This window comes from Dyadobacter flavalbus (assembly GCF_006149045.1).
Taxonomy (GTDB): Bacteria; Bacteroidota; Bacteroidia; order Cytophagales; family Spirosomataceae; genus Dyadobacter; species Dyadobacter flavalbus.
Genome location: NZ_VBSN01000038.1, coordinates 510,476 through 535,397, shown reverse-complemented (window position 1 = coordinate 535,397; position 24,922 = coordinate 510,476). Strand labels below are relative to the sequence as shown.

Annotated in this window: 19 protein-coding genes; 10 read left to right on the top strand and 9 right to left on the bottom strand. The window is 46.4% G+C overall.

All coding sequences use genetic code 11. The features are described 5' to 3' along the window. Window positions 1-73: 73 nt before the first annotated feature. Window positions 74-910 carry a helix-turn-helix transcriptional regulator gene (locus FEM33_RS13925; protein WP_139012605.1) on the bottom strand — a complete coding sequence of 279 codons (837 nt, stop codon included), beginning with the start codon at window positions 908-910 and terminating at the stop codon, window positions 74-76. A 508-nt stretch (window positions 911-1,418) separates the two neighbouring features. On the opposite strand from FEM33_RS13925, the gene FEM33_RS26720 reads away from it, so the two are divergent. From FEM33_RS26720 to FEM33_RS13905, 4 genes are all read left to right on the top strand, one after another. Beyond that, a complete protein-coding gene (locus tag FEM33_RS26720) occupies window positions 1,419-1,898 on the top strand; it encodes a 3-keto-disaccharide hydrolase (RefSeq protein ID WP_229214241.1) in 480 nt (159 codons plus the stop codon). A gap of 36 nt (window positions 1,899-1,934) precedes the next feature. Continuing rightward, window positions 1,935-2,333, top strand: coding sequence for a Dabb family protein (locus FEM33_RS13915; protein WP_139012604.1), 399 nt, complete (start codon window positions 1,935-1,937; stop codon window positions 2,331-2,333). Window positions 2,334-2,742: 409 nt separating this feature from the next. Further along, the gene (locus FEM33_RS13910; RefSeq protein WP_139012603.1) at window positions 2,743-3,483 is read left to right on the top strand and encodes an SDR family oxidoreductase; all 741 of its coding nucleotides are present in this window, start codon (window positions 2,743-2,745) and stop codon (window positions 3,481-3,483) included. 61 nt (window positions 3,484-3,544) lie between these two features. After that, window positions 3,545-4,444, top strand: coding sequence for a helix-turn-helix domain-containing protein (locus tag FEM33_RS13905; protein ID WP_229214251.1), 900 nt, complete (start codon window positions 3,545-3,547; stop codon window positions 4,442-4,444). 49 nt (window positions 4,445-4,493) lie between these two features. Here FEM33_RS13905 and FEM33_RS13900 read toward each other — a convergent pair whose 3' ends face one another. Genes FEM33_RS13900 through FEM33_RS13890 form a run of 3 tightly spaced genes read right to left on the bottom strand, consistent with a single transcriptional unit; the run spans window position 4,494 to window position 5,903 of the window. After that, on the bottom strand, window positions 4,494-4,799 hold the full coding sequence (locus FEM33_RS13900) for a DUF3817 domain-containing protein (protein ID WP_139012602.1): 306 nt from the start codon (window positions 4,797-4,799) through the stop codon (window positions 4,494-4,496). An 8-nt stretch (window positions 4,800-4,807) separates the two neighbouring features. Beyond that, window positions 4,808-5,272, bottom strand: coding sequence for a hypothetical protein (locus FEM33_RS13895; protein ID WP_139012601.1), 465 nt, complete (start codon window positions 5,270-5,272; stop codon window positions 4,808-4,810). 43 nt (window positions 5,273-5,315) lie between these two features. Further along, the gene (locus tag FEM33_RS13890) at window positions 5,316-5,903 is read right to left on the bottom strand and encodes a TetR family transcriptional regulator (protein WP_139012600.1); all 588 of its coding nucleotides are present in this window, start codon (window positions 5,901-5,903) and stop codon (window positions 5,316-5,318) included. Between the two features lie 527 nt (window positions 5,904-6,430). Between FEM33_RS13890 and FEM33_RS13885 the strand changes: the two genes are divergently transcribed. Next, on the top strand, window positions 6,431-7,030 hold the full coding sequence (locus tag FEM33_RS13885) for a DUF1572 family protein (protein ID WP_374756430.1): 600 nt from the start codon (window positions 6,431-6,433) through the stop codon (window positions 7,028-7,030). Between the two features lie 167 nt (window positions 7,031-7,197). Here FEM33_RS13885 and FEM33_RS13880 read toward each other — a convergent pair whose 3' ends face one another. Further along, on the bottom strand, window positions 7,198-8,328 hold the full coding sequence (locus FEM33_RS13880; protein ID WP_139012599.1) for an alpha/beta fold hydrolase: 1,131 nt from the start codon (window positions 8,326-8,328) through the stop codon (window positions 7,198-7,200). Between the two features lie 211 nt (window positions 8,329-8,539). Then, entirely contained in the window at window positions 8,540-9,298 is a 759-nt protein-coding gene (locus FEM33_RS13875; protein ID WP_139012598.1) for a TlpA family protein disulfide reductase, read from the bottom strand. 156 nt (window positions 9,299-9,454) lie between these two features. Between FEM33_RS13875 and FEM33_RS13870 the strand changes: the two genes are divergently transcribed. Beyond that, window positions 9,455-10,681 (top strand): hypothetical protein, encoded by a 1,227-nt coding sequence (locus tag FEM33_RS13870; RefSeq protein WP_139012597.1) that lies wholly within the window; start codon window positions 9,455-9,457, stop codon window positions 10,679-10,681. Window positions 10,682-10,723: 42 nt separating this feature from the next. On the opposite strand, the gene FEM33_RS13865 is transcribed toward FEM33_RS13870, so the two are convergent. Next, a complete protein-coding gene (locus FEM33_RS13865; protein ID WP_201747751.1) occupies window positions 10,724-11,269 on the bottom strand; it encodes a 2'-5' RNA ligase family protein in 546 nt (181 codons plus the stop codon). 328 nt (window positions 11,270-11,597) lie between these two features. Here FEM33_RS13865 and FEM33_RS13860 point away from each other — a divergent pair, with 328 nt between their 5' ends. Continuing rightward, on the top strand, window positions 11,598-11,795 hold the full coding sequence (locus FEM33_RS13860; RefSeq protein ID WP_139012596.1) for a hypothetical protein: 198 nt from the start codon (window positions 11,598-11,600) through the stop codon (window positions 11,793-11,795). A 55-nt stretch (window positions 11,796-11,850) separates the two neighbouring features. On the opposite strand, the gene FEM33_RS13855 is transcribed toward FEM33_RS13860, so the two are convergent. Then, the gene (locus FEM33_RS13855) at window positions 11,851-12,273 is read right to left on the bottom strand and encodes a response regulator (protein ID WP_139012595.1); all 423 of its coding nucleotides are present in this window, start codon (window positions 12,271-12,273) and stop codon (window positions 11,851-11,853) included. A gap of 629 nt (window positions 12,274-12,902) precedes the next feature. On the opposite strand from FEM33_RS13855, the gene FEM33_RS13850 reads away from it, so the two are divergent. After that, window positions 12,903-16,157: a CBM96 family carbohydrate-binding protein gene (locus tag FEM33_RS13850; protein ID WP_139012594.1), complete on the top strand. Its 3,255-nt coding sequence runs from the start codon at window positions 12,903-12,905 to the stop codon at window positions 16,155-16,157. Window positions 16,158-16,247: 90 nt separating this feature from the next. Here the strand turns inward: FEM33_RS13850 and FEM33_RS13845 are convergent, their stop codons facing one another. Continuing rightward, window positions 16,248-19,781 (bottom strand): ELWxxDGT repeat protein, encoded by a 3,534-nt coding sequence (locus tag FEM33_RS13845; RefSeq protein ID WP_139012593.1) that lies wholly within the window; start codon window positions 19,779-19,781, stop codon window positions 16,248-16,250. A gap of 434 nt (window positions 19,782-20,215) precedes the next feature. Between FEM33_RS13845 and FEM33_RS13840 the strand changes: the two genes are divergently transcribed. Continuing rightward, entirely contained in the window at window positions 20,216-23,317 is a 3,102-nt protein-coding gene (locus FEM33_RS13840) for a SusC/RagA family TonB-linked outer membrane protein (RefSeq protein WP_139012592.1), read from the top strand. A 31-nt stretch (window positions 23,318-23,348) separates the two neighbouring features. Beyond that, window positions 23,349-24,893: a RagB/SusD family nutrient uptake outer membrane protein gene (locus FEM33_RS13835; protein WP_139012591.1), complete on the top strand. Its 1,545-nt coding sequence runs from the start codon at window positions 23,349-23,351 to the stop codon at window positions 24,891-24,893. Window positions 24,894-24,922 lie beyond the last annotated feature (29 nt).

The following is a 24,922-nucleotide window of genomic DNA, read 5'->3' as shown; positions in this document are numbered from 1 at the left end:
GTTTTCAATCAATGGATCTGAAAAAATGGAAAATGTTGCATCCCCGCCTGAAATTATCTTGCATACACGCTTATCAAACCCGCATCCGAAAGGCAATAGGCGTGGTGCCGGTATATTTCCGGAACTGTTTGCAAAGGTGACTTTCATCCGTATAGCCAAATTCGTCAGCAATTTCGCTCAGTGTCAGCTGGCTGTAAAGCAACCGCGCCTCGATCAGTTTGATTTTATGTTTGATGATATATTGTTTCAGGGATTCGCCGGTTTGCTTTTTGAAAAACAGGCTGATGTAAGCAGGCGCATAATGAAAATGTTCGGCCAGACGCTCAATGGTCAGGTTCTCCGGTCTGTAAATATGCTGCCGGATATACATCAGGATGGCCTCTGCCGAATCCTTCATTACAGGTCTGCTCTGTGTCTGGCTGAACAGGTTCCGGGCCAGAATGATAAGCATGCTCCGCATCAGACTATCGCGGATTACCTCAAAATACTGCGACTGATCGTCGGAAGATTCTGCTTCCAGCACGGCGAGCAGATGATGCAGTTTTTGCTTTTCCGGCTTATCCGCTACAATGGACCCGCGGCTTTGGGATGAGGTATTCAGCAAAGTGCGGATGATGGGCTGCCACGGACGGTCTTTGTCTCCGGGCAGCTGTTTGTGAATGGATTCATTGAAACGGACAAAGCTGAACTCTGTCAATTCCTGAATATCAAAGTGATGGAAATCCTCGGGCCCCAGCAGAAAGACGTCGCCTTCGGCATACTGAAAAGCATTGCCGTTGATCCGGTGAATGCCGCTTCCTTTCAGTATAAAGATAATCTCGAAATAGGTATGCTTATGGACAGAGTGGTCCCAGGTTGCAGCTTCGAAATGGTAAATGCTGAAAGGCGTATGGAGAATGTATCGTTTCATCAGGTTTTAATATAACCATAAACCTACCAATTTATAATGGATTTTTACCATGCGATCGGATTTCAGGTTTTTACATTTGCCTTTGCATAATGATTCAAACGACAGAAATAAATACATCTATGAAACTCACATTTATCTTTTCAGCGGCGATAGCAACAGTCTGCGCCCTTTTTTCCATGCGAAGTGCGGATGAATGGACGCCGCTTCTGGATAAAGACCTCAGCCAGTGGGAGAATTACCTGAGCTATGCGCATAAAAATGGTTATAATGGAAAAGTACCGAAGGACGTAAACGGCAATCCGGTTGCACCGGTTGGTTATAACAAGGATAACGGAAAAGTTTTTTCAGTTATAAATGAATCCGGAAGCCCGGTGCTGCGGATCAGCGGTGAAACGTACGGATGCCTGTTTACACGCAGTTCATACAAGAATTATCATCTCCGACTGCAGGTAAAATGGGGAGATAAGAAATATGAACCCCGACTGGACAAACTGCGGGACTCCGGAATTTGTATCATTCCACCGGTGAGGCCGGTGCCGAATACTGGCGTACATGGATGCTGTCGCAGGAATTCCAGATCATGGAAGGACATATGGGCGATTTCTGGTGCCAGGCCAATTCGGCTATTGACATTCGTTCATTCCCGTCCGAAGGCGTCATGAACCGGGTAGCAGACGAAAAGCAGCCTTTTGGAACCTTTAAAAGCGGCGGGGATTATTTTTGCATGCGTTCGGGAAATTATGAAAGCCCTGCAAACGAATGGACTACGCTCGAACTGATTTGCTATGAAGGAAAAAGTCTGCATATTGTCAACGGCCATGTCGTGATGGTGCTGAACAATTCGCGTTACATCACGCCGGAAGGGAAGGAGGTCCCGATGATCAGTGGTAAAATCCAGCTGCAGAGTGAGGCGGCGGAAGTATTTTATCGTAATATTATGATCAGAGAGCTTTCTGCGATGCCAAAAGATTACGCAGGATTATTTTAAAGAATAGTTAATTTCCAGTTTTACTACAAGAAGTCAATGAAACAGCAATCAAGAAGAAATTTTGTTAAAAGCGGCCTTGCGGCTGGCGTGGGTATGGGCATATCAACGGAACCGGCAGCTAAAAACGTGTTTGTACACCATGTTCTGTTCTATCTGAAAAATCCGGGAAATACGGCCGACAAAGACAAATTGCTGGAAGGGTTGAACAAGCTCGCCAAATGTCCGACCATCAAAATGGTCCACATCGGAACGCCGGCAGAAACAAACCGCGACGTGATCGAGCGCACTTATGCCTATTCGTGGCTATGCTTTTTCGACAGCCCGGCAGATGAAGAAGCTTATCAGAAACACCCGATCCATGACGATTTCAGGAACAATTATGCGCAGTTATGGGAAAAAGTGGTGATTTATGATGCAGTAGGACCAAAGCGGTAAATTCGATTGAGGAAGTATGCATGTACACAGTGAGAAGTGAAATGTGAGAAGTGAAATGTGAGAAGTGAAATGTGAGAAGTGAAATGTGAGAAGTGAAAAGGAAAACGGGAATACAAGGTTGTTAGCTGTGTAGCTGAAATCGGTACTCAGATCATATCCTGTTTCAAACCTGATTGTAACGTATATAACATACACGACAATCAGGTTTTTTTATTAAACAAATCGAATCAAAAGGAATTACCAAATAAATAAAACCCTTCATCCTTCCTCCCTTCGTCCTTCCTGCCTGTAACCTTCCTGCCCGCTCCATCCAGACAAGATCAGTAATTTTGACTACACATTCTGCAAACATGGCTACACCTGGCGAATCATTCCGATAGAAATTTGCAATCATCAATTTTGACAGGAAATGAAAAACGGAACGGAAGGAAAAGTAGTGGTCATTACCGGTGCCAGCAGCGGAATAGGGGAAGCTACGGCAGAATTGCTCGCTGGCCAAGGCGCGAAAGTCGTTTTGGGAGCACGTCGAACCGATTTGCTGAACGAACTTGCTGAACGCATACAACAAAATGGCGGCGAGGCCGTATGCCTGCAAACAGACGTGACAAACCGCATTGAAGTGGCGCAGCTTGCAGCTTTGGCAGTAACCCGCTTCGGGCGGCTGGATGTGATGATCAATAATGCGGGAATCAGTCAGCTTTACCGGATGGAAGAACTGGATGTGGAAGGCTGGGAACAAATGATCGACGTGAATCTAAAAGGCGTACTTTACGGTATCGCCGCAGCATTGCCCATTTTTATTTCACAAGGATCAGGACATTTCATCAACATCATTTCAACGGCCGGCATCAGCATCGTTCCGGCAATGGGCGTTTACGCCGGTACTAAAAATGCAGTGCGTACGATCAGCGAAGCATTGCGGCAGGAATCAAACGGACGCTGGCGCGTCACCGGAATATCGCCCGGATTTGTTGCCACGCCGTTTGCTGGAAATATTAAAAATGATAACATGCGGGAAGCTATACAGCAGAAAGCCGATGAAATTGCGATCCCTGCCGGAGCCATAGCGCAGGCTGTTGCCTTTGCCATTGCGCAGCCGGACTATGTGGATGTCGGAGACATCGTAATCCACCCGACTGTTCAGGATTAAATCGACTATACAGCGTAACTTAGCCAAAAAAGAAACAACATTGAAGCCATCTGTGAAGCCAATGGTTTTTGAAAACATTTCCGGATTAATGCAGCGGCTGAATCTGCCCGGGCCGCTGCATCCGCACATTGCATTGGTTCATTACGACCGGACAAAGCCGGATCTTTCGGATGCAGGAAACCGGTATTTACTTCATTTTTATAAAATAGCATTCAAGTCAACCTTCAGTGGCAAGGCGAAATACGGGCCGGGTTCTTACGATTTTCGGGAAGGAGGGCTTGCTTTTGTTGCCCGAAACCAGTTGGTTGAGCTTTCCGGCGATGCGGAAGAGCATGAAGGATATGCGTTGTTTTTCCACCCCGATCTGCTCAACGGGTATCCGCTCGCCAGAACGATTCAGCAGTATGGTTTTTTTTCCTATGCTGTTACAGAAGCATTATTTCTTTCTGAAAAGGAAAAGAAAGTAATTGCGTCCGTTTTTGAGGCCATCGATACGGAGCTGAAAAATAACATCGACCGATTCAGTCAGGACGTTCTTGTGTCGCAGATTGAGTTGCTGCTGAATCATTGCAACCGTTTTTATAACCGGCAGTTCCTGACCCGCAATGTACTCCATCATGATCTGATTGACAGGATGAATGCTTATCTGAACGATTGGTTTGCCAAAGAGCAGGCGCTCATCAGCGGCTTGCCCACAACACAGGAAATTGCAGATCAGTTGAACGTATCGCAGCGCTACTTGTCCGATATGCTCCGGTCTTTGACCGGTAAAACCACACAACAGCACATTCATCTCCGGCTGATGGAAAAAGCGAAAGAAATGTTGAGCAGCGATGCATTAACGACAGCAGAAGTAGCTTATCGGCTCGGCTTTGAACACCCGCAATCCTTTAACAAGTTTTTCAGGCAGAAAACCGGATTGTCACCCGCTGCATTCCGCAAATTGCTTTATGCAGACTAATGAGTTTTCCAGTTTTCATGAGCATAGCGCTGAATGCTTGCATTTGGCTTCAATCCAGCCTTTTCAGAATTTTTCTGTCGATATAGAATGTACCGAAAGGAACCAGACAGGCAAGCAGTACTTTCCACGTAATTTGTCTGAATTTCCATTGCTGCTCAACGGCTACGCTTAACGTATTGAAAACAAACCATAGAAAGAGTATGCCATGAACAGGCCCGACGGCTTTCACCCAGGAAGGGTCCTGAAAAATATACTTTCTGGGAACGGCAGCAAAAAGCAGAAACAGCAGTGAAATTCCTTCCAGCATGCCGATGATTCGCAGCTTGAAAACAGCGGATCTGAATTTGTTTTTCATAAAGATAATCAGAATAAACGATAGTATGGACGGGCAACAAGTGGTGAAAACGGCCACGGAACAGCCAGAAAAAGGATGACCAGAGCGGCAACAAACCAACGCAGCATGGTCCGGAATTTCTGCCGGTCCGTTTCCATGCGTTTGGCTTTTGCAGAACCAATTGTAACGACGGTCACCACGATAAGCATCAGGGCTGCATGAATGTACCGGAAAAAGAATGTCTGGTCATGTGCCCATCCATCGCTGAACGCAGCGCCGGCCGCTTTCACCACCGGACTTAGAAAATACAAACCCATTCCCAGCATAAACTGGATGTGGGCAATCGTGGCAGTCCAATGGCGAAATGCGTCGGAAGCTGCCGTAAATGGCTTTTTGCCAGAGTAACCGGTAAAAGCAATATAAATGGACGACAGCAAGGACGCCAGCACCATCCACCGGAACAAAGAATGCAGTAAAAGCAGGATCGCGTACATAGGCAGGGAAAATACTGGTTGGTATGTTTATGGTCAAAAAAAATCAGGCTAGTTTCTGAAGGTATGTTTTAAGTTCCGCCAGGAAGTCATGGTAGCAGCTCCGGCCGAATACTTTGCCCATGTTCCGCACGCCGCTGTAACCGGTAACGACAAACAATGCAATCTGTCGCGGAGCCAGTTCAGCCCGTATCTTTCCCGACTGCTGCGCCAGGGTAAGAACGTGTTCAATCGCATGCTGCCATCTGACGACCAGCTGCGTAAGTGCATTTCTAAATGACAGGTTCAGCGGTGACATTTCTTCGATCAGGTTAACGGCCGGACATCCGTACTGTACATCAAAAAACGGATTGTCGAGCAGCAGTCCTTCCATCATGCGGTAAATTTTATCCGGCACATCCTTTCCGTCCAGCAAAGGGTCGATCATGGCAGCAGCCATGCCCGGATACATCACTTCCTTAATGATCGCCAGCCCCATTTCTTCCTTGGATTTGAAATGATAATAAAAAGCACCTTTCGTTACCTGCGTAGTGGCAATGATCACATCAATGCTTGTGGCCTGATAACCGTTCCTGTAAATCAGCTCGAATGCTTTCTGCAAAATGATCAGGCGGGTATCCGCAGCTTTTCCCATAAAAGATACTAAGTGGTATGTTTTTTCAAAAGTAGTATATTTTCTGATAGATTCATGTTTCAGAAAAAAAATATTCATCCATAAAGTTGTCCGTACTTGCCATTATATTTCACTATTATGCAAGCTTTATGCGGATATTGAAACATGCTGAAATGGTAATAGGAGGTTGAGCTGCAAAATGGCTCTGCCATCACGACTGCATTATTTATGCATGTTGATTTGCATCGCCTTGCTGTGTGCCGGCTGTGGAAAGGAGCGCAGTACATTGTGTCAGAAAAAGGTAAAACCAACAGAAACAATTACAGTTACAAATGCCAGAACCATTCAAAAACAGATAACTCAATAACAACCCCTAAATTCAATAACTTTAAAAAAAACAATAAATGACAACTAAATGACAACTAAATGACAACTAAATGACAACTGAATGACAACAAATGACTACTAAATTACAGCAAATGACTACTAAATGACCACCAAATGACCACCGAATGCCCACAACCTGACAAAACAAAACCAATAAATCTATGTCAAACCAGCATCCGCCGAATTTTGAAACCATCGCCCTCGACTACATTGAAAGTGTCAAAAAGCAGTTTGAATATTACAAATGGCTGGGCGAGCAAACCATTCACCAATTGCCCGAAGACGCGCTGTTCGGGCAAATCAATGCCGACAGCAACAGCATCGCGATCATTGTAAAACATCTTTCCGGCAACATGCTGTCAAGATGGACGGATTTTCTGACATCGGACGGTGAAAAGGAATGGCGTGACCGTGAGGCGGAATTTGAAAATGATATCCGGTCAAAAACGGAGTTGCTGGAAATATGGGATAAAGGCTGGAACTGCCTGCAGAAAACACTTGAAGAACTTGGTACCGAAGATTTGGGAAAGGAAATATTCATCCGTAATCAGGGCCATACCGTAATCCAGGCAATAAACAGGCAACTTGCTCATTACCCGTATCATATCGGACAGATTGTGTTCATCGGCAAAATGATTCTAGGCGAAAACTGGAAGTCGCTTTCTATTCCCCGGGGCTCATCGCAAGCATACAACCGCGATAAATTTGCCCAGCCAAAACATACCGAACACTTTACGGATGATCATCTGAAACAAAAATGATCGCTCAGCTATCAAAGTAGCTCAAACGGACGCAAATCATTAAACCATAACCCGGTTACAAGCCAGATTCCAGCAACAAACGTCCTCCGAAAACCAAACATGTACAACGCCGCAGTAACTGCCGGTTGTACATGTTCTTTTAATTAAACAGCAGTGTGGAAGGCTTGTTACGATACCAGCTTCGTTTGCAGGATAAATTGACTTACTGCTTCATTCACCTCCCGATGCCTTTCGACAAAGCCCATATGTCCGGCCGGTTGCAGCGTAAGAAGTTTTGAGCCCGGGATTCTTTCCTTCATGATGATACTCGCTTCCAGTTTGGTCAGGCGGTCTTTGTTTGCGCCTATAATCAATGTCGGGACGAATATTTCCGGCAGTACATTCGTAGCATCATAATCGAACATGGCCAGTACGCCTCTGCCTGTAACCGCCGGCGGCGCCATGGCGGAAAGATAACTCGCAAAATCCAGCTGCTTGCCGGTCTGAGTGCCTGCAAAGGTCAAAAACCGCGTCATAACCAGCATATTCCCGTTCAGATAGCTCATCCACCTGCTGATCCACAGTAACGGTGAAAACAGAACCATTAGCCAGCATATCGGTTTTAGCACCGAATTCTGGATTGTCATCAGCAACCTGCTGAGAATAGCGGTTTTGACCGGATTGGTAAAGGTCGTATGCTCGAGAATAATTCCCTTGATGGCAGATAGCTTATGTTTGTAAACCTTGCAAAAGGTCAGGATGGTCATACCGCCCATACTGTGTCCCCAAAGGATGGGATCTTTTGCTCCGGAGTAGTCAATAACTGCATCCAGGTCTGAGGCCAGCTTTTCCAGGCTGAAATCCTTGTTACTGGCCCGTTTTGATTTTCCCAGCCCGGGATGATCCATGAGCACCAGATGATAATCATTGCCAAAGTGTTTTTTCTGATAGTACCACTGCATGCTGTTGGAGTTCCAGCCGTGAATAAATACGATCGTCTGTTTCCCCTTGGTTCCGCCGTACTCTATATTGATCACACTGCCGTCCGGCCTTTGTAACTGCTGCTGATCCGGAAACCGGCTGGCTTCGGGTTCGTCTTCGCCCTGACGTTTTTTACCTAAAAGCATCCTGATTACACTTTTGCCCATCAGCAGATACAATAGCATGGCAACAGCGCCAATCAGGCAGTTTCGGGCATAATCCTGATCAACCAAAATATCCTTGTGCAGATACCATTCTCTCCATAAATAAACTTCCAGTCCAAAAAATGCAATGGTGGCCAGATTGGCCAGAAGCAAAGCGAGTACGATTAAAGGCATAAATAAAAGCGGGTTAAGTTTGTGATTGCTGTTGTATTTGGCATTTCAGGTCATTGTACGGTACACTTGAACTGTACCCACAACCCGATCTGTCACACGACGCGCTTTTGTATCAAAGATTATGCCAATTATACGTCTGCTTTGCAGCAAACTGCTTTGGAAGGCCGCGGCATCCTGAACATTTTTTATGTTGAGATTCCGGAGCGTCAGGTTACAGATACTTTTTATCGGCAAGGACCGTCCGCAGAGCAGGTGCCGAATTGCAGATGCGCTCCACCAGACCTTCTTTGTTGATAACCATATGCGTCGGATACCCGCGAATGTTCAGCGTCTGGTTCAAATAGGTTTTCTGATTTCCAACAACCTTGTAATCAAACTTCCGTCTGGCAAGAAATGATTTCAGTTCCTGTTCGGAATCAAAGGCCAGGCTCAGGAACAGCATATCGTCCCGGTTGCTTTTGCTGGCTACCAGTTTGTTCAGCTCAGGCATTTCCGCAACACAAGGCTTGCAGCCGATAAACCAGCATTTCAGGATCACGAATTTCCCTTTTGTATTCTGCGCGGTATAACGGTTACCGTTTATATCCGTGAAATGGAAATCCGGAAGTACTTTTCCAAGCTGCTGATAATCCTGAAAGTCTGAGTAAGCGACACTTTTCAGCGTATTGCGGATATTTTCGTCCGCATTCGGTTCCAGATTTTGCAGTTTATACTGGACAGCAGCGTCTCTGCCGACATATTTCAGCACGATGTACTGGCCGGTGGCATATTTCGCCATAAATGAATCCAGCGGTATGACGCTGGAACGAGTGTCAAAAGGCGTAAAATCTTCATAAAACCGGATGTTCCTGCTATGATACTTCCACCAGTTATTGAAACCGGAAGCTGCTTCGGAGGTGCCTGATACAGGCTTTCCCAGCCTGTTGCCGTCCGGCGCACAAGCGAATATCAAAACGTAACCAGAAAGCACAGGACTATTGTAAAGGTTTTCATCGGGAATGATCGGTTTTTGTCAGATGAATTTGGAAGATGTAAAATCTGTTTCTTATCCTTTTTGCAAATGGGTTATAGCGGAATTTTGTAAGGAAGGTTGTAAATTGATTTTTGGTTAATTTAAAGAAATTATATGATCCTAAAAAGCAAATGGTATGACATTCTGATTGTTACTTTATACTTGCTTTGCAGTCAGGCGCAACTTGCGGCATCTCAGCCGGTCACCGATGAAAGTCATCCGAACGATTATTATTTTTCATCCCAGATTTTTAACTCCGTTAAAAAGGACAATTATTTTTTAACTTCCTGGCAATTCTCTTTTATCGGAAACTACCAAAAAGCACTTCAGTATGCTGACAGCAGTGACCAAATGTTTCCGGAACTCGCAAAGAAAGATTCTGATTATTTCAGAACATTCAGACCGGTTGCTGCAAACAGCTATATAGCAGAACGTGCTGCAAAGGAGCAGATTGTTATAATCAATGAAGCGCATCACAGCCCTTTGCACCGTGTTTTTACGTTGTCGTTGTTACAGGATTTATACCATTGCGGATATAGGTATTTTGGTGCGGAAACGATAGGCTTTGCCGATTCACTCCTGAATCAGCGGAAGTATCCTTTACGGTCAACCGGCTGGTATAGTGTGGAACCTCAATACGGTGAACTAATCCGGCAGGCGCTAAAAATCGGCTTTTATGTATTTGACTATGAAGCGCGTACCATGGAAGCTTTTCAGGATGGCAAGCGCAGGGAAATAAGTCAGGCCCGGAATATCCAGGCTGTTCTTGCAAAAGATCCGCAGGCAAAAATTCTGATTCATGCCGGTTTTGACCACATTCGTGAAGATCAGGTCGGTGGAAGCTGGGGCAAGGCAATGGCCGGAAGGTTAAAGGAATTTACCGGAATCAATCCTTTTACAATAAATCAGGAAATGATGACCGAAAGAAGTTCGGCTGCCTACGAAAATCCGTATTACAAAATGGTTGAGGTTGATACGTTCAGCCTGTTTGTAAATGAGAAAAACGAGATTTTCAACGGGCCTTTCGGAGCTCCTGCAAGGTTTGATGCAAGGCTTTTTCATTCCAGAACCAAAATGGTTCATGGCCGTCCCGACTGGCTGTATCTGAACGGCAAAAGAAAGCCATACCCGGTTCGGGTTGAAGAAGGCGGGGCTGAGGTGCCATGCCTGGTTTTTGCATATTATCTTCAGGAAGATCAACTAAATGCGGTTCCAGCCGATGTAATAGAAATCACGGATTTCAAAGCCGATAACACACTTGTACTTTTTCCCGGAAAATACCGGATCATAATAAAAGGCAAAAACGGTGCTGTTCAGGAACGGGTTGAAACAATTGAATAACTGAAAAAAATGGACTGATTAAATACTTAATTTAATTAATAATCAGTCGAATGTACTTTTATTAAAATCAAACTTCATCAGATATTCCCAAGGACCGTCCAGATAGCGCCAGAGCTGAATGCCATGAACTGTGAAACGAAAGGGCTGGAAATCACGGGCCATTTCTGCCTGCAGATTTTTAGCTTCCTGCGGCTCAACCTTGTTTTGTATCGTAACATGGAAATTCCTTTTCTGCCGGTCCTGATTTGTCAAGGATTCCAACCAGCCTTTCTGAAGCTTTTGATGCAGCGCGGATAGTTCGGGAGAAATAATTTTAAAGGCAGTACCGCCGCCAAGCGATACGATAGTCTGTGCAGTGACTTCAAATGGCTGCTGGTTTTCAGCAAGGTTTGCGAGATCTTCTACAATCCGGGGTTCGTCCGGCAGCGCATGAAAAAGGGTCAGGTGCGCATCCAGATAATTGCGTTTGGCCGGAAAATGCTGTTGGCGTAACTGGTTGAAATACTCCTGAGCCGACGGTGTCATTGCCAGTGTGGCAATAAGCGGCTTCCGTGCCGAATGTGCTGCCGTAAGGCGTGATTGTTCCATAAACCAAGTATTTTGATATAACGCCAGCAAGATTCAGGCCTGAAATATTTCTGGCCAGCATTCCATATATTTTCATGACAATCCGTTTTGAAACCAGATTGTTCAATTGAACAGCTTGTCATTACTTTGAATCCGGCATTGTTCTGTTCATTTTTCCCATATCGCTGCAAATTGAGGTTTTCAGGTCTTTAATGATTTATAAAGATTCAGCATAATGGTTATAACCGTAATATAATGCATATCTTTGTTTCAATCAGTTTCACCTGAGTCACTTCTCCGCCTGTCTCCAAAGCTGTCCGGTCAAGCCACTCTTTTCCAGCAGCCACGTATGAACAAACTGGATTTAATAACAAACGCGCTGGCATGCCAGCGATTTTCGGCAGATTGTGCTGCCATTAAGACAAAGATTACTAATCTGCAGATCAAAAACAGCAAACTTTCCAGCATGCTGGATGACCTGATCGCAAAGCAGGAAATTTCCATAAACCGGATGAAAGCCCGTCTGAACGTTAACGTTCATGTTTGAAATGGCAACTCCGTAATAAAAACCGCTGACTGCATGTACAAGCAAGCGGTCAATGTCAGAAATTATTGGGAGCTGCACACTTTCTCCAGTATTCAATCATCACCTTAATCGTTTCCTTGATTTCGTCAAATGCACCGGGTTTCACAAAAAAGCCCTGAGCCGAAGTACTGTAAGCATCAATAACGGCCTGCTGATTGATGGCTGTTGTAAAGTACACGTAAGGAATGCATTTTAAACTAAGCTCGGCATCCGTCTGAACTTTCTGTCTGAGTTCCAGTCCGTTCAGCTGCGGCAGATTAATATCTGAAATAATGATAAAAGGCCGGTCCTGAGTTGAATAAAGATAATCGAGTGCCGATTGGCCATCAGCGAAGTACATCCTTTTGTTTGGATAATCCAGTTCATTGAAAACCTCTTCCAGTACAAACTGGTCGTCCGCGTCATCTTCAATGATGATGATTGTGCCACTTTTGTCCATAGTAATCCAAAATCTGTTTCATCCGGTTCTCATAAAAAATAATACCATCCGGTCCGGTCAGCAGTTCGTTATTATCGGAACTACGGCAACTCTCTGATAATTTGATTTATGATAGTGTATGGTTATTTCCGGCTCCTGGCAGAATCATTGATGACAGGAATCCGGATGCACGGGGCCTTACCGGAAATCCGGCGTATAACGAGAATCGGCATCGCGACCTTTCATCGTTGAATATGCCTGTAAGGAAGTCAGCATAGCCACCCTAATGTGAGAATGTTCTTGCTGAACCAAATGTTAAAAGAGAATTGCTTGTGTTGCGTAAGCATTCTGAATACTTCATTTAAACTCTACGTTTACAAGTCCTGCCTGAACTGCATATCTTATTGTTAAAGTAGTGAGGCATGCATTCGGACGGAACTGGATATGCTTTTCTGGTTCGTTGAAAATTAGTGTCTTTCAAGCTTTTTCAACAGTTAGTGCTCAAATTCCGGGTCCATGTAACCGGTAAATACATTTTTTCCCTGAGAAGGCTGCATAGATTGCTGGCGAGTAGTAAATAAAGGTACATTTACGCTTACCAACATGATGGTTGGAGTTCATTGTACCTAAAATTATAACTCTGTTGTTCTATGCATTCACATGTACCTACGCAACGTTTCCGGTACCCGGAAAATGTTTATCAGTCCCGGGCCGATTCCCGGCATTTTGCAGGCAGTTTTCCGACGCAGTTCCGGCGTTTCCTGTTGATTTCAATAAGCCTGCTGTTGCTTTGCGTTGCAAGCCTTGTCGCACAGCCCGCCGTGGAATGGGACAAAATTGTGGGAAGAGGATTATATCTGGCCACTCCGACTTCCGATGGCGGTTTGATTGCAGGCGTTTCGAATGAGTCGGATTATTTCATTATCAAGTTCAATGCTTCCGGCGTTAAAGAATGGGAAAAAACCTATTTCGGCAATAAAAGCGATCAGTTGTCAGCCATTATACAGACTTCTGACGGCGGTTATCTGCTTGGAGGCAATAGCAATTCCAATATCGGCAATGATAAATCACAGGATGCCTATTGGGATGAGGGCAGTGACTTCTGGATCGTAAAAGTTACTGCCAATGGTACAAAGCAATGGGACAAGACTTTCGGAGGAACTGGCAATGATGTTCTTACGGCAATGAAACAGGCGCCCGATGGTGGCTTTATCATTGGCGGCTCATCAAACTCAGGAATCAGTGACGTAAAATCGGAAGGTTCCAAGGGAGAATACAACGATTATTGGGTAATAAAAATCAGCTCATCCGGAGCCAGGCAATGGGACAGGACTATCGGCGGAACAAAGTCAGATGATTTATACAGCATAGACCTGACAAACAGTGGGGGTTATATTCTGGGAGGAACATCTTACTCCAACATCAGTGGAGATAAAACGGTAGATTCCAAAGGAAATTCGGATTACTGGATTGTACAATTGTCTGCCAATGGTTCAAAGCAATGGGACAGAACGATCGGTGGTATCAGTTATGATAACTTCTTATCTGTACAGCGTACAACTGACGGCGGTTTTATACTGGGCGGTTTTTCACAATCTCCAGCCGGTGCAGACAAGTCAGAAAATTTAATCGGAGTTATAGATTTCTGGATCGTTAAAGTGAATTCAGACGGGATTAAACAGTGGGACAGGACACTTGGAGGAAAAGAATGGGAATTGTTAAGATCGGTTATACAAACCTCTGATGGCGGTTTTATAATTGCAGGTAATTCTGAATCTTTCAAAAGCGGCAGCAAGACTATGTCGCGCAAAGGAAAAAGTGACTACTGGATTGTAAAAATAGGCTCGGACGGGAAAAAATTATGGGACCAGAGTTTTGGTGCGGGTGCCGGTTCAACTAGCACCATGTTTGGAGCCTTTCCAGCCTATGATGGTGGATATTGGCTATGCGGAAATACGGATGGCTATGATGCTGCAAATGATAAAGCCGATTCCGGATCAGGCACATGGTTTGTAAAACTGCTGGCTGAATCAAATACCAGAAAGCTGTCATTTTCTCCAAAATCACTTGAATTTACAAATACCGGAAACATTACAACGCCACCTCAGATTGTAAACCTGACGGCAAATACGGGAACGCCAATGGTTTCACTGAAAAAGTCGTTTTCAGCCTGGCTTAATCTTCCTGCATCGTCTTTGGGTTCCTTGTCATTTAAAGTGGATCCATCAGGAATTTTTCCGGGTAATTTCAAAGCTGTTGTGAATGCTACTGCTCCCGGTTATGCACGCGCATTGATGACCGTTAACCTCCGCGTAAACGATGTAACTACACCGCCGACACTGGAACCTATTGGCAACAAGGAACTACTTGCCGGGCAAACGCTTTCATTTACTGCCACGGCAACAGCAGCTCTTGGACAAACCAAGAAATTTTCGCTGGTAAATGCGCCGGCAGGTGCTGCAATCGACTCAGTCACCGGGTTTTTTAAATGGATAGTGCCCCAGGATGCAGGCGTGTATCCAATCACAATAAGGGTGAGCAGCAATACTTCTCCGGTTTTGTTTGATGAAGAAACGATTGCGGTAAAGGTAAATATACCAATAGATAATACTGCAATCCGGATCAATGCAGGTGGAAGTGGCTATACAACGCCCGATGGCCGTTACTTTGAGGCAGACAGATACTATGGTGGAATTGATCGGGCAAGTTTTATTAAGGATGTGGATATTCTGAATACAACGGATGATGAAATTTATAAATCAGGTCGCTGCTCAGATAATTTCAATTACGCGATTCCTGTCAGGAATGGTACGATGAAGGTTACACTTCATTTTGCTGAAATTTTCTGGGGCGTTTATCCCAATCGTGACGGAAAACCAGGTCAGCGTGTGTTCAGCGTAAATGCAGAAGGCGTCAATAAGCTTGCCAATTATGATATCATTGCAAGAGCTGGCGGACCGTTAAGAGCAGTAAAAGAGTCTTTTGAAGTTCAGGTAATTGACGGATACCTTAATCTTGAATTCCTGTCATCACGCGACAAACCAAGAGTATCTGCCATTGAAGTAGAATTTCTGAGTCCGCTTACCGAGATTACTTTATGGCCGGTTGCAGATGCATATGTTCGTTATGGTGCCAATGCAGGAACCAATTATGGTAAAGAAAGTTTAAAAGTTAAGGCATCTTCATCGGCAGATCTGGACCGTACCTCTTACATTAAATTTTCGCTGAATGATCTGGTAGAAATTAAAACTGCAAAAATTCGCTTGTTTGGATCAAATTCTGAAGGTAATGTAAGGGTTCGAATCGGGGTTATTGGTGTTGACAATGATGACTGGACAGAAATGGGAATTAACGGAAACAATGCGCCAACTGGCGTTACGGCTACACTGGGATCTCTCGAAGCAGTTGGCAACATTAAGCATTTTGAGGTTGATATTACGGAATTTGCAAAGGCACAGCTTGAAAAAGACAAAATATTAACTTTACAACTGAAGGATATAAGTACTCGTAATAACATTGTATGGTTTCGCAGCAGGGAAGCTTCTCGTGATGCGCCAAAATTGATTCTTATGGCAAATAGAGCCGTAAGTTCTGCTGCACGCATGGAAAGTGAAGTTGCCATTAATGAAGTTTCCGAACCTGAAACCCAAAGCTCGGTTATTTATCCAAACCCGGTACGCAGCCGGTTTACACTGCAGATCAGCAATCAGCATCGGGAAAATATTGCTCTTGAGATTATCAATGAAGCCGGCCGGGCATATCCGGTCAAGACAGCTGACGCGCTGCATGCGGGAACAAAGGCGGAAGTCAATATCGCCGAACTGGCGCTGGATAAAGGCATGTATCTTTTGAAAGTGCAGTCATCGGCCAAATCGGAAGTGCTGAAACTGATGGTGACGGAGTAACAAAGATTTTAAATAAATAACTGAAAAAGCACTCGGTATACATACACGAAGTGCTTTTTCAGTTTAAACCCCTTTTTTACGGCCCGTTTTTTATTCCGATACAATCATCTGCAAAACTTCCTCTTCGTTTTCAGATTTGACCTGAAGGAGGTATTTCCCGGCTGGCAACCTGAAATCGGCCATATTTACTTTCATTGTCTTTTCGCCCGCTTTATGGTTTTCCTGTCTGAGCAAATGGGTCTGGCCATTCAGCTTTGTAAGCAGCAGCTGCGCATGTCCTTGGTGTTTGTCGGAGATCTGAATGAAAAAATGGTCTTTTACCGGATTGGGGTAAATATAGGAATCGTCGGCAGTTCTTTTTTCGGGTTCGATGGATGCTGCAATCCGGGCCGCAGAGCTGCTTTGCTTTTCTACAACCAGCTGCGGAGGATTTGACTTGTTTTCCCGGCTCATGAAATAGAGGCGTACATTATCATCTTTCGGATTGGTCAGCAGGAAACTGGCGGTTTTGTCGCCCGCAAGCTGCGCTTTCACAAAATCCGTTACGTCCAGTTCATAATACTTCGCCTGGTTACCGACCTTTACCGAATCCAGTATTTTGCCGGAAGCTGCCGGTGCGTTCAGCCAGTTGATGCCCGTTTCAGTCCAGCCGTCATTGTTGACTCCCGTTGCTGCCAGCGTAATGTTTTTGTTGTTTTCAAAGTTGAAGCCGTACACCCGCAGTTTGGCCGAGTTAATTTTACTGATGCCATCGAGTGGGAATTTAAGGTAGGTTTTCCGCTGATAGCCGGGCAGGCTTCCTGCTTTTACACTCAGCTCGGACTGGGTTCCAAAGTTGGTTTTTTCATACGGGACATTGCGCGTGTAAGCATCTGCAATCGGAGTAATAACTGCATCCTGATTGGCCGGCGGAAGGTATTTGTAAAGTTCAATGCCCGTTTTGCCGTTATCTGCCGACAACAGCAACGTCTGGCCAATAACCAGCATTTCATGGATCACTGCATTGCCTTCCGGGTTCATTTCCACGGTCAGGTGCGTTCCTTCTGCAGTACCGTCCGTTTGCCAGAGCTCAGTTCCGGTTTCAGGATCAAGCATGTCAAAATAGAACAGATTACCAAACTTCACAGTTGATCTGATGATGAAATTTTTCGGAGTCTGGGAAGTCGTCAGCATTCGGGTTCCTGTCACCGTTCCGTCTGTTACCCATGCCTGATCGCCGGATTGTTTGCCGTAGGTGATAAAAATCAATTTGCCATTGACCTCGTCTTTTATCTGGATCGGCCTGTTTTCATCCCGGTACGGATCTCCGGCATCGTAAACATCAAAAGCAGCAAGCTGAAAAGTACCGGCAGCAGTCCCATCCGACCGCCACAGCAATTCCTGCATGGCATTCTGGTTGTAAACACTGAAATAAACCAGTCCCATGGCCGTATATAGCCTGAAGCGTTTCATATTTCCACCGGGAAAAAGATTTTTGATCACCGTTGTGCCCGCTGCTGTCCCGTCTGTTTTCACCAGAAGAAAACCGGTGGAAGTATTGGCCAAGTAGTACAGATAATTTCCCCAGCCAGCCATTGCTTCGGGCTGTATCAGTGTATTGCCTCCACTGGAAGTTACTTGCTTGATGATGCCGGTGCCATTTTTGGTCCCGTCACTTTTCCAGAGTTCAATGCTGTTGACATCGTCCCATTCACCAAAGTAAAGTTCCCCTTTGAATGCATACGGAACAGCATTTCTGAATGATGGACTGAAGCTTTTCAGCAAAGCGGTTCCTGCCGGCTCGCCGTTTGTTTTCCACAAGACAACGGATTGCAGTGTATCTTCTGCATACCTTATCTCCTTGAAGTAAATCGTTCCGCCTGCATGGAATAAACTGCTGATCCTTCCTGTTTTCAAATCGGGATGCTGGATACGGACGGTTCCGGCTGTGGTTCCGTCACTTTTCCAGACGTCATTGTTCATCAGGAAAAAGAGGGTTCCGTTAACGGCTGTCAGGTAGTCAATGTTTCTGCTGAAATCCGAACCCATATTGATCTTTAACCGGGTTGTACCCGCTACGGTGCCATCACTTTTCCATAGTTCATCATCATTTTCCACATAATACAATATTCCGTTTACATTGGTAAAGGATCGGGGCGGTCTGTTTGTGTTGACTGATGTCGAGTTGACTAACTTGACGGTACCGCTGGCCGTGCCGTTGCTTTTCCAGAGTTCATATTTGGTGTTCACGGAAAGGACGGGAGATGCAATGAAAAATGCTGTCCCGTTTACATCCGTCATGCGTTGCGGCGTGGAGCCTTCGGATGAAGTCCTGTTTGTTACTGCGACTGTTCCCGCCACGGTGCCGTCTGTTTTGTATAACTGATTGCCATGGGGCGTTATTCCAAGAAAAAAGACCTGATTATTTACTTTGCCCAGGATTTCGACTTTCACGGAAATCAGCAACTGCGTACCGGCTTGTGTACCATCGGACACCCAGAGTTCATCGGAATCCGGGCCGGCCGGAAACACGATTTTGCTGCCAATCGCAACCAGATCATTCTGACCTACAAAAGTATATCTGCTGACCTCTACAGGGCTTACCGGAACAGTTCCTGCTGCCGTGCCATTGCTCTTCCATAACTTCCATCCGGTTGCATCGTGTGCCTTGAAATAAAGCGTTCCGGCTACATTGACAAACGCGGTGGGATCGGAGGAGCTGGTACTTCCGGGATTGATATCTTTTACCAGAACGGTTCCGGCCGTTGTCCCGTCAGACTTCCACAATTCCTCGCCGGTAGCCGTATGCCTGGCAGAAAAATACAAGGTTTGCCTGACTGCAAGAGGCTCGCGGAGCCACTCAAAGCCGTCTTTAACCACGGTTATCGTTTTGCCGTTTATGCGGTAAAGGCTGTTTCCTTCTCCAAAATAGATGTTGTTCCCCATGAAAACAGGGCGGATAAAACCCCTGGGTACGACCGGGCCGGGCACAGTGCCTGCACCGGTACCATCACTCTGCCACAGCACGGCCGGCAAATCATAGTCTTCTTCATTCCGGATTACAAAGTAGAGTTTCCCGTTGAAGCTGAACAGCTGGTCGGGAACGGATTCACCGGAACCTGAAATGCCAAAATCTTTCACGAGCACCGTGCCGGCAATGGTTCCGTTCGTTTTCCAGAGCTGACGGCTTTTGATTTCATCGGAATAGGAAAAATAAATGGTCCCGTTAACATTCTCTATAACATCGAAATACCCCGAAGCAAATTGGCCAAACTTGCGTAACCGGTAGGTGCCTTCTCTGGTGCCGTCGCTGCGGTACAGCCAGTCCTGTCCTTCATATTCCATTACAAAGCAAACGTAATTTCCGCCGCCGGTCAGGTAGGAGGGATCACCGCGGTGGGTGCTGTTGACATCGGTCAGCCTGATGGTGCCACTGGCTGTACCGTCACTCCGCCAGAGCTGAATTCCTTCTGTGTTGTTGCCTGCAAGCATAAAGAGCATGTTGTTGGCAACAGCCTGTTCACGTGTAAAAAGTCCTAAACCGGTTTGCGTCGTGTTGATGTCTTTTACCAGTTCAATTTGCTGTGCGGTCAGCAGGTGAGACAATACCATTGCAATCGTCAAAAAAAGTAGTCTGAGTTTCATATGACGGGCTGTTTAAGGTATGTAGGTATATTCCAATATTTTATTTAAATATACCTGTTATTTTGCTGTGTTGTTCAGGCTAAATCACTAATTTTCAATAGAATATACATAAGCTTATTCAGCGGCGGAAGCATTGGGCCCGGACACACCGGCACACTTCCCAACCCGACGGGCAGGAATGCAGGATTGAAAATGGCATAGCGGGAATCAGTCCTTATCAAACCTTCTGACTGTTTATCCTTTTGCCCGGTATCAGCTTCTAGTTAAAAGCCAGCGGCTATTCGCTGACAGCCAAAAGCTAGTCGCCGACGGCTACAAATACATGTAAATAGAATTTTATAACTGATTAATGGCATAATTTTTATAGCTGTAATCTGCTTTTCCCCTTTGCTTCGATAAGGTTACAAATTCGTTAAATCATCAACCAATCAGCCATGCGTTATTCTTATACTCTGATTCAGATTGTCGTTCTTTTTCTCTTTTGCATCGAAAATTCCCTTGCGCAAAGCAGGGAAATAAGCGGCATCGTGCAGACAGCCACAGGCGAACCGCTGCCAGGAGCTACCGTGCTCGTTGCCGGTACCAACACCGCAACTATTTCGGATGCAGACGGAAAGTTTTCATTAACTGCTGCAAACGGACAATCATTGCGGGTTTCTTTTATCGGTTTTCTGCCATCGGAAATCCCGGTTACAGATCAGACAACCTACACCATCCAGCTTGCGGAGGACGCACAGAATCTGGAAGAATTTGTTGTAATCGGTTATCAATCCGTAAGACGGGCGGACCTTACCGGCGCCACCGGCATTATTGATGCGCAGAACACCAACAAGCGTATTGCCCGTTCGGTACCCGAAACCCTGCAGGGCCTTACGCCCGGCGTGGCGGTAAGGAGCGGCGGCGCACCGGGGCAGGAAGCAATTGTGAACATTCGCGGACTCAGTACGCTCTTCGGAAATGCCAGCCCGCTATATGTCATCGACGGCATGCTTGCCGATGCCAATACGACGGTGAACCCCAATGATGTGGAAACCATTCAGGTTTTAAAAGATGCTTCGGCGGCGGCTATTTACGGTTCACGCGCTGCAAACGGGGTTATCATCATTACCACCAAAAAAGGAAAAGAAGGTGCGCTGAAAGTGGATGCTACTGTCCGTGTAGGAATTTCATCACTTCCCAGACGGTGGGATATGATGAACGCACAGGAGTATGTGGAAACAAACACACGCGCTTACCAGGCAGCAGGTTATGCATTGCAGCAGGCTGTTGCAGGCTATAACGGTGCGGTAAATACCAACTGGGCCGACGAGCTGCTGCGAACCGGAAGTATTCAGGATTACAACATCAACTTGTCGGGTGGAGGAAAAGACAGCAGGTTCCTGATTTCCGGCTCTTATTTCTCCGATAAAGGCATCATGAAAGCCCGTGATTTCCAGCGTGCATCGGTACGGATCAACACGGAAGCAACGCGCAACAATTTTACTTTCGGTGAAAACATGATGATTTCCAGCACCGAAAGAAATGCACCGTTTCAGGGCGGATTTGCCGAAGGAAACGCATGGTATGACATCTGGACAAGCCTTCCGATTATTCCTGTTCAAAGTGCGGATCTGGTGAGTACTTCCAATCCGGGCGGGTGGGGTTACGGTTCTTTCAATGCGCGTTCCTTTGCCAGAAATCAGGCTGCAATCAATAATATCACACAATCAACGAGTAATTTTTTCAAGGTTTTGGGAAATGCCTATGTTGATTACAAAATCTTCAAAGGCGTGAGTTACCGTTTCAATGCGGGGCTGGAAACCAGTTTTGACAAAACGAATGATATCAGAAAAGAAGGGCTCTGGTACTGGAACCAGTCGCCGGAATTCAGCAGCGTAGGGCAGACGCGTTCACAGTTTCTGAGTTATCTGTTTGAACATACGCTGAATTTTAATTTCACCTTTAACAAACATAATCTGAACGGTGTGGTCGGTTACACGCAGCAGACCATCCGGAATGAAGCCGTTGGCGGAAGACGACTGCAGCTCGGCGTGTACGGAGGCGATTATTTTACGACCATCAACTCGGCCAGCGGCGGAATGACTGCAACGGGAACACGCTCGCAAACGCTGATCAATTCGGCACTGGGACGGCTGAACTATAATTATGCAGAAAAATACTACCTCACCTTTACATTCCGCGCCGATAAGGATTCGCGCTTTTCACCTGCACATCGTACCGGTTATTTTCCGTCCGCAGCGGCTTCCTGGAAAATCAGTAATGAAGAGTTTTTCAAATCCGACCTGATCACTGAATTGAAACTGAGAGGTTCCTACGGCGTTCTCGGTTCTGCCAACCTGAGCAATTATCAGTTTACAGGATTTCTGAATCAGGCACCACGCGCCGTGTTCGGATCGGGACAAACCGAGTTTCCGGGCGCAACGCAGGCAAGGCTCGTGTATGAAGATATCAAATGGGAACAAAAGGCTACGACCAACCTGGGTGCTGACCTTGTTCTTTTCAATAACAAGCTGGCTGTTACAGTGGATGCATTCCGTTCCGTTGCCAAAGACGTTTTGCTCTCGCTTCCGCTTCCGCTTTACATCGGCAATTTACAGGGCGATCCGCTGGTTAATATTGGCTCCATTGAAAATAAAGGTATTGAACTCGACCTTGCCTATCGCCAGACTTCGGGGCCGTTCACATGGAGCATTGCACCCAACTTCAGCGTGATCCGGAATAAAGTGCTGGAACTTGGCAATCTTGGTATAGACGAGGAAACGGGTGAGCCGAGAAATTACATCCAGTCGGGCAATACACGCTCGCAGGTTGGCCGTTCCATTGGTGAGTATTATCTGATCAAAACGGACGGGCTGTTTCAGAACAACGAAGAAATACAGTCGCACCGGGCACAGGCTGCTTATGCAAAGCCCGGCGATGTACGCTATGTAAACCGGATCGATCAGGGTACGAATGACGATATCAATGACCGCGACCGGACGTTCGCAGGCAGTCCGTGGCCAAAGCTGACTTCGGGCCTGATCCTGAACGGAACCTGGTCGGGCTTGTCGCTGAACATCCAGTTTTACGGCGCATTCGGTCAGAAACTGTACAATGATGTAAGAAGGGAAATAGACGGCATGGGCTATTCCAATTACCGCCGCGGCATCAATCCGTGGACACCAGAAAATACCGATACCGATTTCCCCCGCCTCGGCGTTTCCTATTCCACGGGTGCAGCCGGCGATCCTGCCACGGCCGACCGGGGAATCGTTTCCAATGTACGTGCCAATACGGACCGCTGGCTGGAAAACGGTTCCTATCTGCGTCTGAGAAATGTGGAGCTGGGTTATTCCATTCCCGAATCCGTCACCGGAAAACTGCACCTGAGCAATGCAAGAGTATATGTAAGTGCGCAGAACCTGCTGACATTTACCAAGTATACCGGACTGGACCCGGATGTGGTCGGTGCCAACTTCAATCTTGAACCCGGTGTGGATCTGGGAAGTTATCCTTCGTCCCGCATTATCTCATTCGGCCTGAACCTGGGCTTCTGACAAATCGCCATTTATCCCAAAAGACATCAACATGAAAAAGATATTTTTGCTTGCTTCCTTTATTTTGCTGGTTACCACCGCTTGCGACCGCGATTTTGATCAGCCTAACCCGAACAACCCGACGATTGCATCTTTCTGGAAAAGCGAGGCCGATGCCGTAAAAGGGATCAATGCGGTTTACAGTACTTTTCACCGGACAGCCACGCTTTATTCCAGGTTTTTGTTTTATCACGGCATGCTCCGTTCCGATGAAGGTTACGGCTCCGGCGGCGATATTACGCTGAACAATATCATGAGCTTCAACCAGACCAACTTCAATGAAGGTTTGACTGCCGGAACCTGGCAAAACCTGTTTATCGGCGTATTCCGGGCCAATCAGGTCCTGGCTTATGTACCGGGCATTGAAATGGATGAAGCTTTGAAAAACCGGATCATCGGCGAGGCGAAGTTCCTGAGAGGATTATTCTATTTCAATCTGACGCTGTATTACGGCAGGCCGCCGCTGATCCTGGAACCTTCCGAGCCGACTGACAGGCCGTCCAACGCAACAAATGCAGAAGCGTGGGCACAAGTGGAAAAAGACCTTTCCGAAGCTGCTCCGGCTTTGCCGCTGAGCTACACCGGTGATGATCTGGGCCGGGCTACGCGCGGTGCGGCATTGGGTTTGCTCGGCAAAGCCTATCTTCAGCAAAACAAATATCAGGAAACAGTCAATACGCTGGCCTGGTTTGTTACCGGGGAAGGAAAAAGTTTGTACAGTCTGGTTCCCAATTATCAGGACAATTTCAAAGCTTCGACAGAAAACAACAGCGAATCCGTATTTGAAATACAGTTCCGGTTCAATCCCAATGAAAGTACGGATGACGATGTAGACGAAACGCGGATCAATAACACGGGAACTTCCATTGCCCAGTTTTATGCACCCCGCGGCGTCGGGTTTTCCGATGGCGGAGCACGCCGCTGGCTCATTGGTGAATTTGAAAAAGAAAAGACAGCTGCCGGCGCAAGAGACCCGAGACTTGCCGCCACCTTGCTCTTCGATTCTACAGATGTGCGCGGCCCGCAATTTACCATGGTTTACGGACAAACCTTTGCAAGCCGTTACGGAACCACCGGCGGCGAAAGCAGCGCAGTATGGTTCCGCAAGCAACTGAACGATAATGAGCCGGGCAGAACCGAAGAGGGTTTCAGGTCGCCCAACAATTACCGGCTGATCCGGTACGCCGATATTTTGCTGATGTATGCCGAAGCGCTGAACGGAACAGGACAGACTGCACAGGCTTATCCTTACGTGGATATGGTTCGCGCAAGGGCCGGATTGCGGCCGTTGTCGCAGGTAAAACCGGGTATGACGCAGGCGCAGTTTCTGGCGCAGATCAAGCATGAACGCATTACCGAACTGACGGGCGAGGGCTGGCGCTTTGCCGATCTGCAGCGCTGGGGTGAATTGGGGCCGGAACTGGCGGTGAGAGATCCGGAATTTACCAATTTTGTAAAAGGCAGGAATGAATGGTACCCGATCCCGCAATCGGATATAGATCTGAACCCAAACCTGACACAAAATCCCGGGTATTAAGAAACCGGGATTTTGTACAGTCGTGTACT

Coding starts and splice junctions, on each gene's coding strand:
- FEM33_RS13870 (WP_139012597.1), top strand. CDS start 9,455: ATGATCCTAAAAAGCAAATGGTATGACATTCTGATTGTTACTTTATAC.
- FEM33_RS13925 (WP_139012605.1), bottom strand. CDS start 910: ATGAAACGATACATTCTCCATACGCCTTTCAGCATTTACCATTTCGAA.
- FEM33_RS13865 (WP_201747751.1), bottom strand. CDS start 11,269: ATGGAACAATCACGCCTTACGGCAGCACATTCGGCACGGAAGCCGCTT.
- FEM33_RS13845 (WP_139012593.1), bottom strand. CDS start 19,781: ATGAAACTCAGACTACTTTTTTTGACGATTGCAATGGTATTGTCTCAC.
- FEM33_RS13890 (WP_139012600.1), bottom strand. CDS start 5,903: ATGGGAAAAGCTGCGGATACCCGCCTGATCATTTTGCAGAAAGCATTC.
- FEM33_RS13915 (WP_139012604.1), top strand. CDS start 1,935: ATGAAACAGCAATCAAGAAGAAATTTTGTTAAAAGCGGCCTTGCGGCT.
- FEM33_RS13835 (WP_139012591.1), top strand. CDS start 23,349: ATGAAAAAGATATTTTTGCTTGCTTCCTTTATTTTGCTGGTTACCACC.
- FEM33_RS13855 (WP_139012595.1), bottom strand. CDS start 12,273: ATGGACAAAAGTGGCACAATCATCATCATTGAAGATGACGCGGACGAC.
- FEM33_RS13850 (WP_139012594.1), top strand. CDS start 12,903: ATGCATTCACATGTACCTACGCAACGTTTCCGGTACCCGGAAAATGTT.
- FEM33_RS13860 (WP_139012596.1), top strand. CDS start 11,598: ATGAACAAACTGGATTTAATAACAAACGCGCTGGCATGCCAGCGATTT.
- FEM33_RS13840 (WP_139012592.1), top strand. CDS start 20,216: ATGCGTTATTCTTATACTCTGATTCAGATTGTCGTTCTTTTTCTCTTT.
- FEM33_RS13885 (WP_374756430.1), top strand. CDS start 6,431: ATGTCAAACCAGCATCCGCCGAATTTTGAAACCATCGCCCTCGACTAC.
- FEM33_RS13900 (WP_139012602.1), bottom strand. CDS start 4,799: ATGAAAAACAAATTCAGATCCGCTGTTTTCAAGCTGCGAATCATCGGC.
- FEM33_RS13895 (WP_139012601.1), bottom strand. CDS start 5,272: ATGTACGCGATCCTGCTTTTACTGCATTCTTTGTTCCGGTGGATGGTG.
- FEM33_RS13905 (WP_229214251.1), top strand. CDS start 3,545: ATGGTTTTTGAAAACATTTCCGGATTAATGCAGCGGCTGAATCTGCCC.
- FEM33_RS13880 (WP_139012599.1), bottom strand. CDS start 8,328: ATGCCTTTAATCGTACTCGCTTTGCTTCTGGCCAATCTGGCCACCATT.
- FEM33_RS13910 (WP_139012603.1), top strand. CDS start 2,743: ATGAAAAACGGAACGGAAGGAAAAGTAGTGGTCATTACCGGTGCCAGC.